Here is a 14,951-nt window from a genome sequence, read left to right as displayed (position 1 = left end):
CCGGGTCCGAACTCGGCGCCGCCGAGGAGGCGAGCCATGCCCTATTCCACACAACCTCAGCCCACCACCGTCTCCGAACAACACAGCGAGCTGATCGCGGAGTTCCACGCCCTGATCGCCAGACACCCCGAGGCGGCGGGCAAGTTCGTCCTCGCCCACCTCCCCGAGGGTGCACCGGAACAGGAGCCGAGCGCAGTCCTGGTGCACGGCCCGATCGTCTGGGAGTGCGAGACCACCGACTTCGGATTGGACTGCCGCCCGGTCATTCTGGAGGAATAGCGACTCAGCCGCCGAGCAGTACCTCGATACCGGAGATGGCGAAGTACCCCGCGAACACCACGCTCACCACCCATACGAGCCAATGGATTTCACGGAACTTCCCGCGCGCGGCCTTGATCACGGTATAGGCGATCAGGCCCGCCCCGACCCCGTTGGTGATCGAGTAGGTGAACGGCATCGCGACGATGGTCAGGAAGGCCGGGACCGCGACCTCCAGGTCGGCCCAATCGATCTTGCGGGCCTGCGTCATCATCAGCGCGCCCACCAGTACCAGCGCCGGCGCGGCTGCCTGGATCGGCACCACCCCGGCGATCGGGGTGAAAAATATTGCGAGACAGAACAGTCCGCCGGTCACAACGCTGGTCAGTCCGGTACGGGCGCCCTCACCGACACCCGTCGCCGACTCGACGTACACGGTGCTGCCCGCACCGCCGGAGGCCCCGCCGATGATCTGCGCGACGCCGTCGGTGGTCAGCACCCGGCCCAGTCCGGGCATGGTGCCGTTCTCGTCCAGCAGTTTCGCCTCGTCGCATACCCCGAAGATCGTTCCCATGGCATCGAAGAATCCGGTGAGCACCAGCGTGAACAGGACCACGCTGGCGGTCAGCGCCCCGGCCCGGGCGAACCCGCCGAACAGATCGATGTGCATCATCAGACCGAAATCCGGTGCGGCGAACAACTTGTCGGGCATCTCCGGGACGACCGTGCCCCACGACTTCGGCTCGATATCGCCGACCGCGTTGATGAAGATCGCCAGGCCGGTCGCGATCGCGATGCTGATCAGGATCGCGCCCGGGACCTTGCGGATGTACAGCGCCAGCATCAGCAGCAGACCGACACCGAACACCACCACCGGCCACCCCTGCAGATGACCGTCGGGGCCGAGCCCCACCGGCGGCCCGTCCGGCGAGCCGTGCCCGACCACCCCGGACGACACCAGGCCGATCATCGCGATGAACATGCCGATCCCGACACCGATCGCGTTCTTCAGCGCCAGCGGAATGGCATTGATGATCATCGTCCGCAGGCCGGTCGCGGCCAGGATCACGATGACCACGCCCATCAGCACCACCAGGCCCATGGTCTGCGGCCAGGTCATGTGCGGTGCGGCCTGGAAGGCCACCACCGGCACCACGCCCAGCCCGGCGGCCAGCGCCAGCGGCACGTTGCCGACCAGCCCCATCAGGACCGTGGACAGGCCCGCGGAAAACGCGGTGGCCGTGGTGAGTTGAGCGATGCTGAGATGGGCGCCGTCGATATCGGTGGCGCCACCCAGAATCAGCGGGACCAGCAGGATCACGTAGGCCATCGCGACGAAGGTCGTGATGCCGCCGCGGATTTCGCGAGAGACGGTGGTTTTGCGCTCGCGTATCCGGAACAGCCGATCGAGGGCGGATCTGGGTTCCGCGGGGGTCGTGCGGGTTTCAACTTGGGTCATGGCGTGTGCCCTCCTCGGGCAGTATCTGATTGCGCCGTGTTCGGGGCCCTGCGTGGTTACGCAGGCTGCGGCCTCCGGGCCTGACGACCACGGCGCGCGCCGACCTGCGGTCCGTGCCGTCAACGGACCTGGGGTTCGGTTGTGCGGTTGTGGGGTGAGACTCCGTCATCGGAGGGACGGTGGGTCAAACCTCCTGTTGATCAACAGCTTCGGGGTGGAGAGCGCAGGCTCTCCGGCACCGCGCGGCCGGTACGGCCCGCGCGGATCGGCAATCTCGAGAATCTAGGGTTCGGCACCTTTCCGTCGATGATCTGGATCCGGTCCGGCGCGGTCGTGGACTCCGCGGGTCACTTCGACGAACCCCTCATCGAGTACGTCGACGCGTCCCGCGATCCGTACCGCGCCATCGGCCGTTCGCCTCACCGCCCCTCCCCCGGCAGCAGCCGTCGGCGAGCCTCGGCACCGGCACGCGCGACCGCGTCCTGTGCCACCGTGCGCAGTTCGTCGTTTTCTACAACGGTGCGCCCGCCGACCAGCAGCCGCGCCAGCGGCGGCGGGGGCCCGAACACCAGCGCGCAGACCGGATCGGCGACGGCGGCGCGGAATCCGTCGACCCGCCACACCGCGATATCGGCGATCTTGCCGGGTTCGAGGCTGCCGATCTCGGTGTGGCGCCCCAGGTTCCGGGCGCCGCCGAGCGTGCCCATCTCGAGGGCCTGGCGCGCGGTGAGCGCCGTCGGGCCGTACATCGCGCGCTGAAACAGCATGGCCTGGCGCATTTCACCGGCCATCGAGGTCAATTCGCTGGACGCCGCGCCGTCCACGCCCAGGCCGACCGGCGCACCGGCGGCCAGCAGATCGCGGACCCGGGCGATTCCGGCGCCGAGGCGGCCGTTGGAGCTCGGGCAGTGCGCCGAGCCGCTCCCGGTGTCGGCGAAGCGCCGAATATCGCTGTCGTGCAGGTGCACCGCGTGCGCGAACCACACATCGTCGCCGAGCCAGCCCAGCTTCTCCATGTATTCGACGGGGGTGCACCCCATCTGCTCGCGGCAGTGCTCCTCCTCGTCCAGGGTTTCGGCGAGGTGGGTGTGCAGGCGCACGCCCTTGTCGCGGGCCAGGGCGGCCGATTCGCGCATCAGCGTCTCGCTGACCGAGAACGGCGAGCACGGCGCCACGGCCACGCGCAGCATCGAATCGAACGACGGATCGTGGTACCTGTCGATGGTTTCGGCTGTGCCGGTGAGGATTTCGTCGGTCCTCTCGACCACCTCGTCCGGCGGCAGGCCGCCGTCGGACTGCCCGCGGTCCATCGATCCGCGGCACGGATGGAACCGCAGCCCCACCTCGGCGGCGGCGCGGACCTCGGCCTCGAACAGATCGCCGCGACCCTTCGGGAAGATGTAGTGGTGGTCGGTGGAGGTGGTGGTACCGCTCAACGCCAGCCAGGCCAGGCCCGCGGCGGCCGCACCGTAGGTGACCTCGGCATCGATCCGCGCCCAGGTGCGATACAGCCCGGTCAGCCATTCGAACAGCGTCGAATCCTGCTGCAGGCCCTGGGTGGCCCACTGGTAGAGGTGGTGGTGGGTGTTCACCAGGCCCGGCGTGACCAGACAGCCGGTGCCGTCGATCCGTTCGGCGCCTTCGATTTTCGGCGCCGGGCCCGCGCCGACCCCGGTGATCCGGCCGTTCTCGGCGGTCAGATGCCCGTGGGCGATCTCGTCGCCGACGACCGGTGCGATGTAGGCGTTGTCGATGACCAGCTTCGTCATTGGTCCACCACCCTCGGATCGGCGACCGTCCGCACCGAGCGGCCGTGCGCCTGCCCGGCCGCCACCAGACACGAGGACGCCGAGACGCCGTCCAAATACACTGTGCACGAACCACATTCACCCTGATGGCAGGCGTCCCCGGGGCCCGGCAGCCCCATTCGCTCGCGCAGCAGGTACAGCAGGCTCTCGCCGGCCCACACGCCGTCGACGTGCGCGGCCGCACCGTCGACCTCGAAGCTCACCCGCATGGGGCCACCTTCCGCCGCGCCGCGAACTCGTTCCAGGCCCAGGTCAGGGTGTGGCGCGCCAGCACCGACAGGGCATGGCGGCGGTACTCGGCGGTGCCGCGCACATCCTCGACCGGTTCGGCCGCGGCCGCGACGAGCGCGCCGAAATCGCGCGCCACCGCCTCCGCCAGCGGGACCGGATCGTCCCACGGGAGGGCGTCGGCCAGATACTGCTCGGCCTCGGTCGCGCGCCGCGGAATCGGGCCCGCGGAGCCGATTCCCGTTCCCACCGCGCGGATATCGGTATGCAATGCCAGCGCGAACGCGCACACCGCGATCACCATCGCATCACGGGCGCCTATTTTCGAGAAATACTGCGGGCCGCTCGCCGGCTCCAGCCAGATCGCGCGGATCAATTCGTCCGGCTCCAGCGCGTTCTTCCCGACTCCCACGTAGAAATCGTCGACCAGAATCATCCGGGTGCCGCCGGTCGCCGATTCCACCTCGATCACCGCGCCCGTCGCCAGCAGCGCGGGATGGCAGTCTCCGGCCGGGGACGCGGCGCCGAGGTTGCCACCCACCGAACCGCGATTGCGGATCTGCGGCGACCCGACCGTCCGCGCGGCCTGCGCCAGGGCGGGCGCCTGTCGGCCCAGGTCACGGATGACCTTGACATAGGGCACCCCCGCGCCGACGCGCAGCCTGCCGCCGATCTGCTCGCTGCCCAGCAATTCGCGGCACGGATTCAAATCCAGCAGCGCGGACGCGCGGCCGCTGTCGAAATTCAGCTCGACCATGACATCCGTGCCGCCCTGAATCGGCGTGCACTCCGGATGGGCGGCCTTCAATTCGAGCGCCTCGGCCCAGGTGGCGGGTCGCAGGAATTCCATCGTCACTCCGTCCCGCCTCCCACCGGAGTGCACACGGGCACCTGCTGCGCCATCTGACCTCCATCGGCATGAATCGGTGTGTCACGAGTACACCCGCGCGGGCCCCCTCGCGGCCACGACCGGACCGACGAACTGTGCGCCAGTTCACACGGCGGAGTTTGTGCTTATCTCCAAACCGCATGACGGCGGCGTTTCCCCGGGTGACGGCGGAGTTGCCCGCGTGACCGCGATATTGCCCGCGCGGCCCGGACTCGACTCGCCACGGCCGGGGCCGCGGGCTGTTAGCGTCGGGCATCATGCGTCTTCGTTCCCTGCTCACCATGACGGACCTGGGACTGGAGCTCGTCACCGGGGAAGAGGAGCTCGATCGGTTCGTGCGCTGGGTCGTCACCCAGGACCTGCTCGATCCCAGCCGCTACCTCTCCGGGGGTGAGCTGGTGCTCACCGGCATGCAGTGGCGGACCAGGCCGGAGGACAGCGAGACGTTCGTCGCGTCCCTGGCCCGGGCCAAGGTCGCGGCGCTGGCCACCGGCGACGCCCGCTACGGCGAGCCGCCCGCCGATGTCGTGGAGGCCTGCCGCCGCCATCGGATTCCGCTGTTCCGGGTGCTCGAGCACGTGGCGTTCGAGACGGTCACCGAGCGCATCACGCGCGATCTGTCGACCGGGCGCGCGGCGGATCTGTCGGCGATCCTGGACCGGCACCGGCAACTGGTGTCGGGGACGGGGCTCGGCTCGGTCCTCGAGCTGATCGAACGCGACCTCGGCATGCGCTGCTGGGTGATGTCGTCGACCGGGCGCGTCGTCGCCGGGCCCGCCGAGCCGCCGCCCGCGCAGGCCGTCACCGCTTTCCTCAGCGCCCGGCGGCTGCCGTGCGTGATCGCCTCGGACGGGCGGCCGTACTCCCTGTTCGCCGTCGACGAGCTCGGCACCTCGCGCGCCGCCGACTGGCTGCTGGTCTTCGACGGCGACTGCGCCGACTGGACCGAGGAGCGCCGCGCCCTCACCGGCGAACTGGCCGCGGTCTGCTCGCTGGAGCGTGCCCGGCAGGACGATCGGCAGAGCGCCGAGGGCCGCCTGGCCGAGGAGCTGATTCAGCTGATCGTCTCCGATGCCAAACCGGCGGAGATCATTTCGCGCATGGAGCTCACCGGGCTCGGCTCGGCCGAGGGCTACGTGGCGGTGGCCGCCGCGGCCGAGGACGGGTTGCGGCCCAGGGAGTTACGCGCGCTGCTCCGCGAAATCCTGTACGGGACAGCACCGGCCGCCGGGGTGGTGGACGGGGAGGCGATCGCGCTGATCCCGACCGACCGATCCGTCTTCGACATCATCCAGGCCGCCCTCGACACCCTGGAGCCGGGGCTGGGCGGCATCCGGCTGTCGATCGGCGTCAGCGGGCTGGTCGACAGCGAATCCCTGCGCGGCGCGGTCGACGAGGCGCGGCACGCCCGGCGGGTGGCCGCCGACCGCCACCGCCCCGCCTGCGCGGTCGGCCACGACGAGCTCGCCACCCACATGATGCTGCTGGCCAGCGTGCCCGACGAGGTCCGGCGGATGTTCCGGCTCCGCCTGCTGGACCCCCTGACCACCTACGACCAGAACAACAGCTCCGATCTCGTGCACACGCTGGAGACCTTCCTGCAGACCTCGGGCTCCTGGGCCCGCAGCGCCGAGATACTGCACGTACACGTCAACACCCTGCGCTACCGCATCGCCCGCATCGAGGAACTTACCGGCCGCGACCTCTCCCGCCTCGAGGATCGCGTGGACTTCTTCCTGGCATTGGCCCTGCGCTGAACAACACGGGCCACAGCAAGATTCACGCCGATTTGTGATTCACCACAGCACCGCAACGCAATTTCACAACATCTGCACCGGCCCGGTGAGAACTACGAACACAAGGTGAACACGGCCGGTCGCGATGGCAACGAATTCCCAACGCGCTCCGGTGTTTTCACAGTGCGCTGTTCACTGCACGGACGACGTTCGTTCACGCCCCGCCGTTAACGTTTCAACCGCGTTTCCGGGGACTGTCGAGCAGCCCCGAGGATTTCCACTCCGATGCTCTTACCCCTCGCCGCGCACGTCCATGCGCGGGTACGGAAACGAATCAGGTTGTGGCGGTGTACAACTGGAAACCAGTACAGCTACGGAACTACCGGACCCGGGTGTTCGCGTCCCGCCGACGGCGGTGGGCGGCAGGGCTGCTGATCGGCTTCGTCGTCCTGTTCCTCTGTCCCGGCCTGCTGGGCGCCGCGGCGACCGCCGATACGGCCAGTACCGAAACCGGTTCCCGCACAGCAGGATCCTCGGTGGGCAGCGCGCTGGGCTGGACGCACGTCACCGATTCGTCGGGGGTCGAGGCCTCCCGCTACCTGCTCGCCACCGACCACGGCGGCGTGCTCGAGCCCGGCGACACCGCGATCGCCATGGTGCTGGGCCTGGAGTTCGCGGGCTGGAAAATCATTGTGGTCACCGCGATCTGGCTGATCGGATACGCACTCAGCTTCGAGTGGCTGAACATCGTCGCGAAACCGCTGCTCGGTGTGGCGCACAGCCTGACCGGGCAGATCGCCACCCCGTTGATGCTGATCACCGCCGCGACGATCGGCGCGTTCTTCGTGGCATGGTTCGTCGCCCGCGGCTTCTACAGCAAGGCCACCACGCAGGTGGTGACGATGCTGATCGTGGCCGTGCTGGGTACGGTCATGCTCGCCGAGCCGCTCGCGGAGGTGCTGTCGCCGCACGGCTGGCTCGCCAAGGGCCGCGATCTCGGCATTTCGGTGGCCGCCGGACTGAACGGGAGCGGCGGCGCCGAACCCGCCGGAACGGTGGCGACAATGCAGGCCACACTGACCGACAACTTCGCGCGAAAGCCGTTGCAGGTGTGGAACTTCGGACACGTGATCGACAGTCGGCCCGCCTGCCGCGCCGCCTGGTCGGCGGGGATCGAGGCCGCCAGCGAGCAGCGGGTGAAACGCGGCATCGCCGGGTGCGGCGACGATGTGGCCGAGGAGTCGATGAACAATCCCAATTTCGAGCAGATCGGAACGGGGCTGTTGCTGCTGGTGTCCGCGACGATATTGCTCGCTTTCGGCGCGGTACTGGCCATCAAGGTGATGCGAGCGGCGCTGGACACCGTCTATCACGGGCTGATGTCCGTCTTCGGTTTCGCCGCAGGCGGATTCGTCTACGGACCGACCCAGACCTTTCTGATCCGCAATGTCGTCGACGGTGTGGTCGCCGCGGCGCGCATGACGGCCTTCACCATCTTTCTCGGCGTCTACGTGCTGATCCTGGGCAACCTGTTCCGGCTCGCGGGCGATCAGGTGATGGTGGTGTTCATGATCGGCGCGATCGTGGAGATCGTCGCGATCCTCCAGCTCCGGCGGCTCAGCGCGAGTCTGGACCGGGGCAACGAATGGATGGCCAATAGATTCGCGCTGGCCGCGCAGGGCAACGGCGCCCGGGGCTCGGGCTCGACGAGCGGGACCGCGATCGGGATGGGGGCCGCCGGCGTCGGCCACTCGATGAGCTCGAGCCTGCTGCCCGCGCTCGCCGCCATCAGCACCGTCAACAATTCGCCGGTGACCGAATGGCTGTGGGGCGGAACGCGTTCGCCGCTGCGGCCGAATGCCCGCAGAGAGCGGGACGCGCAGCTGGGCCAGTGGGGCTTCTGGGGCGCACCCGGTGTCGGCGGGCCGAAGGGCACCTACGCCCGGTCGTACATGAAGTGGAATCAGTACGAGCACGGTGCCCGCCAGGCGGCGCGGCAGAACGGCGGCATCAACTCGTTCCGCGGCGCGTCGGCCGCGCTGCAGAGCCTGGAGGATTTCGGCGGCAGCGCCAACGATGCGTGGGCGATGCTCACCTCCATCGGATTCACCGACCGGGAGGTCATGCAGCATTCCGTTCGCTCATGGGAGATCGTGAATTCGAATGCGGACGACGAGACGCTGGCCGACAAGCACCTGGGCCACGTCGTCGCGGCCGCCAAGCGCGCCCAAGAATCGGCCAACAATCTGGTTCGCGGCACGGGCAGCGGCGAGGAGGCCGCGGCGGATCTGGCTACCCTGCAGGCCGCCGCCTTCCGGTTCCAGCGCGCGAACCCCGGCGGAGTGACGCTCGACGGCGGGGCCTACACCGGACGGCAGCAGGCCTTCATCGACGACTACATGGCCGACCCCAAGGCCGCGAAGATCAAGCAGCTGCAGCGACTGGCGGACGGAGACACCGCCGCCGCCACCGGAATGCTGGTCGATGTCGGCGGGCGCGACGGCGCGGGGCGCATGTTGCAGGCGATCGGGAACCGCCACGCCACACAGGTTTTGGGCTCGGTGGACAACCTACTGGCCAATCCCGGTGACTACCAGCTGCTTCGGGATGCCCGCCGGGAGATCGCCGCCGCGGCCACCACGGACCAGTGGGCGTCCGGCGTCTCGCGGACTCCGTGGAACTCGTTGGCGACACCGGGTGCCAATCGTCCGACGGCGGACTGGCGGGCGGCATGGCAGGGGGCGATGAGCAGCCGTGTCGCCCACCTGCTCAGTTGAGCGCGCGAACCCCCGACGGCACCGGCACCCGTCACCGGTCAGCGCCGACGTCGCTGAAGTTCGGCCTCCGGCAACGCGGCGGTGACCGACAGCATCGCCAGTCCGGTATCGCGAATCATGTGGTCGAGGCCCGCCAGGATGTCGCTGAGCGCGGTGCGCGTCTTGTCCAGCTGTATTGTCGAGGTCTCCTCGCCTTCGAATACGGCGCCGATGGTGTCCAGCTGCAATCCGACGTCGAAGAGCTGGCGCACCAGCTGATCCGCTATACCGGCGAAAATCGCTGTATTACAACGACATTCACCGGATCCCCCGATGCATTCCAGCGGTGGTCCAGTGGAGTCTTCGCCCATGCCGCCTCACCTCCTCGCCGAGGTCGGCACGCCCGCGGGGGCACCCGCGCCCGGACGGTCGTCCGTCGGCGATAATCGTGAAACGCCGGGGCCGTCCGTCTCGTCGAGGGCGGAGACCGGGAACCGGCATTCCGATACTCGCCTGGTATATCCCGCTCCCCCGGCGGCTAAACCCGCCATTTCCGGCAATTGCTCCGAACATTCAGCGATGTAAGCACTTTCGTACCAAGCGAGCGGCGAACTCTCGGCAATTGCCGTCCGGAACCCGGATTTCACCGGCGGCGCACGGGCGCCGGATGCGCCAGGCGGCCGTCGACGGTGTGCGCACCGGCCTGTTTGAGCCGGCGCAGCACCGGCGATACCTCGAAGCTGTGTACGCCGTCCAGGGTCGCCATCCGCGTGGTGACATACCGGTACAGGCCGTCGGCATCGGCGCACGACACCACGGCGAACACGTTGAAAGGGCCGGTAACCGCTGCGGCATAACCGGTTTCGGGCTGGTCGGCGATCGCCTGACCGACGGCCTCCAGCCGCGCCGGGGCGACGCCGAGCCAGAGGAAGGCCACCATGCCCGAACCCGTGGCGGCCGGGGCGATGTCGAGATCGAAGTAGAGGATCCCGCCCGCCTGCAGCGCCGCGATGCGCCGGGTCACGCGGCCGATGCTGGTGCCGGTGGCGCGCGCGAGCACCGAGTAGCTGGTGCGCCCGTCTCTGGCCAGCAGATCGAGCAGGGCGAGATCCTCGTCGCGCAAACGCATTTCATCCTCGGATGCGCCGGAGGTGCCCGTCGACGTGCCCGAGTCCTCGATCCGCCGCCCGCGCCAGTCCGTCACGTCCCGGCCGACGAACCGGTGCAGGATCATCGCCGCGGAGATGTCGTGCACCGGCGCGCTGCGCTGCAACCGCTGCACCAGCAGATCGTCCCGGTCCCGGTGGCTGCGCGGATGCAGCGAGAAGACCACCTCCGCCCCCGCCGCGGCAATGCTGATCCACGCCGCGTCGTGCCGTTTCGCCAGCGCCTCGGCGACCTGCTGCGCGCCGTCCGGGCGGCAGCGCACCCGCACGATCCAGTCGTTCTCGCCGAGTGCGTGCGCGTCGACGGCGCCGATCACCCGCACCACGCCGTCGCGCCGCAACCGCCGATAGCGGCGCGCGACGGTCTGCTCGGCCACCCCCAGGTCGGCCGCGACACGGCTGAACGGCCGGCGCGGATCGAGCTGCAGTGCGTGCACGATCTGCGTATCCAGTGAGTCCAGTGGGGACAAGTTTCGCATTTCGACCGCGCTCATGGGAGGAAATGTACGCCGATCGGCCTCTCGAAGGACTTTGCCGCCTCGAGGTTCGGATACTCGACGCCCGTTCGATACCGAATCTCGAGAGAGGACAACGACCTTGCGCAGATGGCTACCGCTGCTGACGGTGTGCCTGGGCACCTTCATGCTGCTCATCGACGTCACGATCGTGAACGTGGCGCTCCCGGACATGCAGCGCGACCTGCACGCCTCGTTCGGCTCCCTGCAGTGGGTGGTCGACGGCTACGCGCTGGCCATGGCGGCGCTGATGCTGGGCGCCGGGTCGATCGCCGACCTGACCGGGCATCGGCGCACCTACGCGGCCGGGCTGGCGCTGTTCGCGGCGTCCTCGCTGGTGTGCGGCATCGCACCGAATCCGGCCGTGCTCATCGCCGCGCGGGTGGCGCAGGGCGTCGGGGCGGCCGCCATGTCCTGCACCTGTTTCGCGCTGCTGAACAAGTCCTACGACGGGCGCGACCGGGCCGCCGCGTACGGGATGTGGGGCGCCGTCGCCGGTGCCTCGTCGGCGGTGGGCCCGATCGTGGGCGGCCTGCTCACCGAGATCGCGTCGTGGCGGTGGATCTTCTTCGTGAATCTGCCCGTCAGCGTGGTCGCGACGGCGCTGTGCGCGTGGGTGCTCACCGTCGACGAGCCACCGCACCGGGGCCGGGTCGATGTGGCGGGCATGACGGCGTTCACCGCGTCCGCCGCGGCGGCCACCTACGCGCTGATCCGCGCCAACGAGCACGGCTGGTCGAACCCCGGGACCTGGTGGATGCTGACGGCCGCGGTGGCGGCACTGGCGGGATTCCTCGTCGTGGAGCGGCGTTCCCGGCACGCGATGTTCGACCTGGCGCTGCTGCGAAACCGCGCGTTCACCGGAGTCCTGATCGCGGGGGCGACGCTGTTCTTCGCCGCCTTCGGGGCGCTGATGTACACCCAGATCTGGATGCAGTCGGTCCTCGGCCTGAGCCCGATCGAGGCCGGTCTGGTCGGACTTCCCCTGTCCGTCATGGCCTTTGCGGTGTCCGGCGGGATCGGGCGCTACCTGCACGGGCCGAATCCGGGCCGGATCATCGGCGGCGGGCTGCTCCTCGTCGCGGTCGGCGGGGTGCTGGGAACCGTTCTGGTGCACGACGATGCGGGATGGGCGGCCCTGGTTCCCGGCTTCCTCGCGATCGGGGCGGGTGTGGGGCTGGCGACCGCGACGCTGGGTTCGGCCGCGACGTCGGCGGTCGGGTGGGAGCGGGCCGGAATGGCAACGGGCGCACTGAATACCGCCCAGCAACTCGGCTTCACGGTCGCCATCGCCACCCTCGGCGGCGCGTTCACGGCCCGGGCCGGGGCGGTGCTCACCGACCGGGGCGTGCCGGATTCGCAGGCCGTCGCGCGCGCCGTCGCGGGCGGGCAGGCGCCCGCGCTGCTGGCGCAGCTCCCACCGGCGCTGCACGATGCGGTCCGAACCGGGGCCGCCGCGGGTGTCCAGGGCACGCTCACAGTCGGTGGACTCGTCGGGTTGTTCGGTGCCGCAGCCGCGTTCGGACTGATGCGGGCGCGGCGGCGGTCCAGCGCCGAGCCCGAGCAGATTCGGGAACGCGCACAGGCCTGAGCCTGCGGTGCCCGGCGATGTGATTTCCGCCGGGCACCGCGACGCTTGTCGCCGGAAATGACCGATGTCGGCGACGGTCTCCAGTGGTTGTCGGCGGTTCCGGCGACCCGGGCCCGCCGGTCGCACGGCCGCACATTCGCGGTAGCGTGAATCGTCATGGCAGCGCCGCATCCACCCCTTTCCACTCCGGGAACCCGGACGCTGGCGGATGCCTGCCGGGCCGATATCACTACGCTGACCAGGCGGTTGATCTCGGCGATCTTCACAGACAACCCCGAATGGACCGATTACACCTCGGTGCCGCGGGCCGATCTGCGCGATGGTTGCCGGCGGTATCTGACCCGGATCCTGGAGTTGCTGGGCGGGGAGGCGAGCGATCCGGAACGCGACGACGTGGCGGCGTCGATCGGCAAGCACCGGGCCGAGCAGGGGGTTCCGCTGGAGGCGATGCTGCGGACCTTCCGGCTGGGCGGCGGGATCGTGTGGGAGGCGCTGCTCGACCAGGCCGACAATGTGGGACCGCAGGAGATCCGGGAGGCCGGGACCGCCATGTGGACGGTCATCGACGGGCTGTCCTCCGCGCTGGTCACCTCCTACCGCAACACCGAACTCGAGCAGGTGCGGCGCGACGAGCGACGACGGCACGCGCTGATCGAGGATCTCCTGGCGGGACGGGCGCACGACGCCGGATTCGCCGCGCGGGCCGCGCGCGAACTCGAGCTGCCGCCGCAGGGCGAGTACCTGGTGGTGGCGGCGCGCGGCGACGGCCGGCCGCTGCGGGCCGGGGCCGAAACGACGTTGTCCGCGTTGGGAATTCGCTCGGTCTGGCACGACCGGGTGGACACCACGATCGGCCTGGTGTCGCTGGAACGCCGCGACAGCGATGTGGTGCTGCACCACCTGCGGCCCCTGGTCCGCGGCCGGGCCGGGGCCTCGCCCGCCGTACCCGGTCTGGCACAGGTGGATTCGGCCCACGCGCTGGCTCTCATCGCCCTGGAGACATTACCCACCGGCACAACGGGTTTGGCGTCGCTGGACGAGCGCTACCCGGAGGCGCTGCTGGCGCGCTCCCCCGACCTCACCGACCTCCTGCTGCGCCACACCCTCGGCCCGGTGCTGGGCCTCCCGGAAAAGGAGCGCGACATCCTGCTGCGCACCCTCTCCGCATGGCTCGCCGAGAACTGCTCGGCCGCCAACGCCGCCCCGCACCTGCACTGCCACCGCAACACCGTCATCAACCGCCTGCAGCGGATTTCGACCCTGCTCGGCCGCCCCCTGGAAGGCCAGCGCTCCTACGTGGAACTCTCCCTCGCCCTCTCCGCCCTCGAATTGAACCGCTGAACAACTCGGGAATCGCCGACGTCATGTGCGCATTTCCCGATCCCCGCGGCGGCGGTGACCGTGCAAGTGTTCTTACGAATGAATGTGCGTGACTTACGTTTTGGTCAGGATGCACGAATATGTGCATACTTCGGAGCGCGTAGTTGCATTCCCATGTTTGCGACAGAAAGGATCTCGATGAGATCGATTCTCCGAAAACGCAATGCCACGGTAGAAGCCCGCGACGGAGCCGAACTGGTGTGCACGATCGCCGGCGAGGGCCCGTCGGTGCTCTTGGTGTCGGGGTCCAATCGCGCCGCCGCCTGGCATCCCGTGACCGTACCGGCACTGGTCGAGGCCGGGTATCAGGTGGTGACCTACGACCATCGGGGCATGCCGCCGTCGGAGGTCACCGATGCGCCGTACACGATCGGCCAGCTCACCGACGACATGTTCGCCGTGGTCGATGCGCTGGGGCTGGAGCCGTGCCACGTGGTCGGTACCTCGATGGGCGGAATGATCGCTCAGACAGCGGTTGTCGCGCGTCCCACGGCATTCCTGTCGGCGACGTTCATCGCCGGCATCGGTGACGTGTCCCAGTTCGGGCAGGCCTTCATGGACACGCTGGTCGAGGTGCACTCCATGGAGCCGGTACCGCCCGCTATGCGGCGGCTGCTCGGCCTGGATCTGGTCCGCCCCGTCGGGGACTGGGAGGCCACCGAACGCGACTATCTCAGCATCGCCGACTCGATGATGGGCGGGCCCCGGCCCTACGACGGCCGCGTGGGACATGCCGCCGCATGCCGCGACTGGGCCCACCGATCGCACACCGCGGAGCTGGAACGCATCCGCCTACCGGCGTTGGTCGTTGCGGGCCAACAGGATTCACTGTTTCCACCCGACGCCCTCCGCGCGGCCGCGGCATCGATGCCCAACGCCGAATTCGCCGAGATACCGGGCGGATCACACGTGGCCTTCGTCGATATGCCCGCGATCGCCGACATACTGATCGACTTCCTACACCGCACCGACAATCACCTGATATCGGCCGGAGTCTCGCAGGAAGCGGACATCGCCGTCGCCGGACGGTGATCCCCGAGGTCGTGCCGCTGCCCGGGCAGAACGGTGTGCCCGGGCGGGTGCGGACCCGACTCCGATCGGCCCCGAACCCCACGGCGGCGACGGCAGCGGGCGCGCCTTCGCTCGATCGGCAGCGCGATCCCGC

At 69.3% G+C, this 14,951-nt stretch carries 12 protein-coding genes; 6 read left to right on the top strand and 6 right to left on the bottom strand.

Translation table 11 applies throughout. The features are described from left to right. Positions 1 to 36 precede the first annotated feature (36 nt). Entirely contained in the window at positions 37 to 279 is a 243-nt protein-coding gene (locus NM1_RS07995; protein ID WP_068015880.1) for a hypothetical protein, read from the top strand. A 4-nt stretch (positions 280 to 283) separates the two neighbouring features. On the opposite strand, the gene NM1_RS07990 is transcribed toward NM1_RS07995, so the two are convergent. From NM1_RS07990 to NM1_RS07975, 4 genes are all read right to left on the bottom strand, one after another. Next, on the bottom strand, positions 284 to 1,717 hold the full coding sequence (locus tag NM1_RS07990) for an NCS2 family permease (protein ID WP_068015877.1): 1,434 nt from the start codon (positions 1,715 to 1,717) through the stop codon (positions 284 to 286). A gap of 419 nt (positions 1,718 to 2,136) precedes the next feature. Then, entirely contained in the window at positions 2,137 to 3,486 is a 1,350-nt protein-coding gene (locus tag NM1_RS07985) for an 8-oxoguanine deaminase (RefSeq protein WP_068015872.1), read from the bottom strand. Beyond that, positions 3,483 to 3,734 carry a 2Fe-2S iron-sulfur cluster-binding protein gene (locus NM1_RS07980; protein WP_246010797.1) on the bottom strand — a complete coding sequence of 84 codons (252 nt, stop codon included), beginning with the start codon at positions 3,732 to 3,734 and terminating at the stop codon, positions 3,483 to 3,485. The genes NM1_RS07985 and NM1_RS07980 overlap by 4 nt, the downstream gene beginning before the upstream one ends. Then, positions 3,725 to 4,603 (bottom strand): FAD binding domain-containing protein, encoded by an 879-nt coding sequence (locus NM1_RS07975; protein WP_068015869.1) that lies wholly within the window; start codon positions 4,601 to 4,603, stop codon positions 3,725 to 3,727. Before NM1_RS07975 ends, NM1_RS07980 begins: the two co-directional genes overlap by 10 nt. Before the next feature lie 296 nt (positions 4,604 to 4,899). Between NM1_RS07975 and NM1_RS07970 the strand changes: the two genes are divergently transcribed. Together NM1_RS07970 and NM1_RS07965 are read left to right on the top strand one after the other, a co-directional pair. After that, a complete protein-coding gene (locus tag NM1_RS07970) occupies positions 4,900 to 6,399 on the top strand; it encodes a PucR family transcriptional regulator (RefSeq protein ID WP_068015866.1) in 1,500 nt (499 codons plus the stop codon). A 326-nt stretch (positions 6,400 to 6,725) separates the two neighbouring features. Then, entirely contained in the window at positions 6,726 to 9,155 is a 2,430-nt protein-coding gene (locus NM1_RS07965) for a hypothetical protein (protein WP_147288852.1), read from the top strand. A gap of 38 nt (positions 9,156 to 9,193) precedes the next feature. Here NM1_RS07965 and NM1_RS07960 read toward each other — a convergent pair whose 3' ends face one another. Both NM1_RS07960 and NM1_RS42020 read right to left on the bottom strand, forming a co-directional pair. After that, positions 9,194 to 9,406: a hypothetical protein gene (locus NM1_RS07960; protein ID WP_068015860.1), complete on the bottom strand. Its 213-nt coding sequence runs from the start codon at positions 9,404 to 9,406 to the stop codon at positions 9,194 to 9,196. A 371-nt stretch (positions 9,407 to 9,777) separates the two neighbouring features. Next, the gene (locus NM1_RS42020; protein WP_068015853.1) at positions 9,778 to 10,794 is read right to left on the bottom strand and encodes an Lrp/AsnC family transcriptional regulator; all 1,017 of its coding nucleotides are present in this window, start codon (positions 10,792 to 10,794) and stop codon (positions 9,778 to 9,780) included. Positions 10,795 to 10,897: 103 nt separating this feature from the next. Between NM1_RS42020 and NM1_RS07950 the strand changes: the two genes are divergently transcribed. From NM1_RS07950 to NM1_RS07940, 3 genes are all read left to right on the top strand, one after another. Further along, a complete protein-coding gene (locus NM1_RS07950; protein WP_068015851.1) occupies positions 10,898 to 12,406 on the top strand; it encodes an MFS transporter in 1,509 nt (502 codons plus the stop codon). Between the two features lie 156 nt (positions 12,407 to 12,562). Beyond that, the gene (locus tag NM1_RS07945) at positions 12,563 to 13,747 is read left to right on the top strand and encodes a PucR family transcriptional regulator (RefSeq protein WP_068015849.1); all 1,185 of its coding nucleotides are present in this window, start codon (positions 12,563 to 12,565) and stop codon (positions 13,745 to 13,747) included. Positions 13,748 to 13,924: 177 nt separating this feature from the next. Then, complete coding sequence (locus NM1_RS07940) at positions 13,925 to 14,818, top strand: alpha/beta fold hydrolase (protein WP_068015848.1); 894 nt, start codon at positions 13,925 to 13,927, stop codon at positions 14,816 to 14,818. Positions 14,819 to 14,951 lie beyond the last annotated feature (133 nt).

The sequence above is a fragment of the Nocardia mexicana NBRC 108244 genome (assembly GCF_001613165.1).
In the GTDB taxonomy this organism is placed as follows: domain Bacteria; phylum Actinomycetota; class Actinomycetes; order Mycobacteriales; family Mycobacteriaceae; genus Nocardia; species Nocardia mexicana.
Note: the sequence above shows the minus strand (reverse complement) of the source record. Positions and strands in the feature narration are given on the sequence as shown.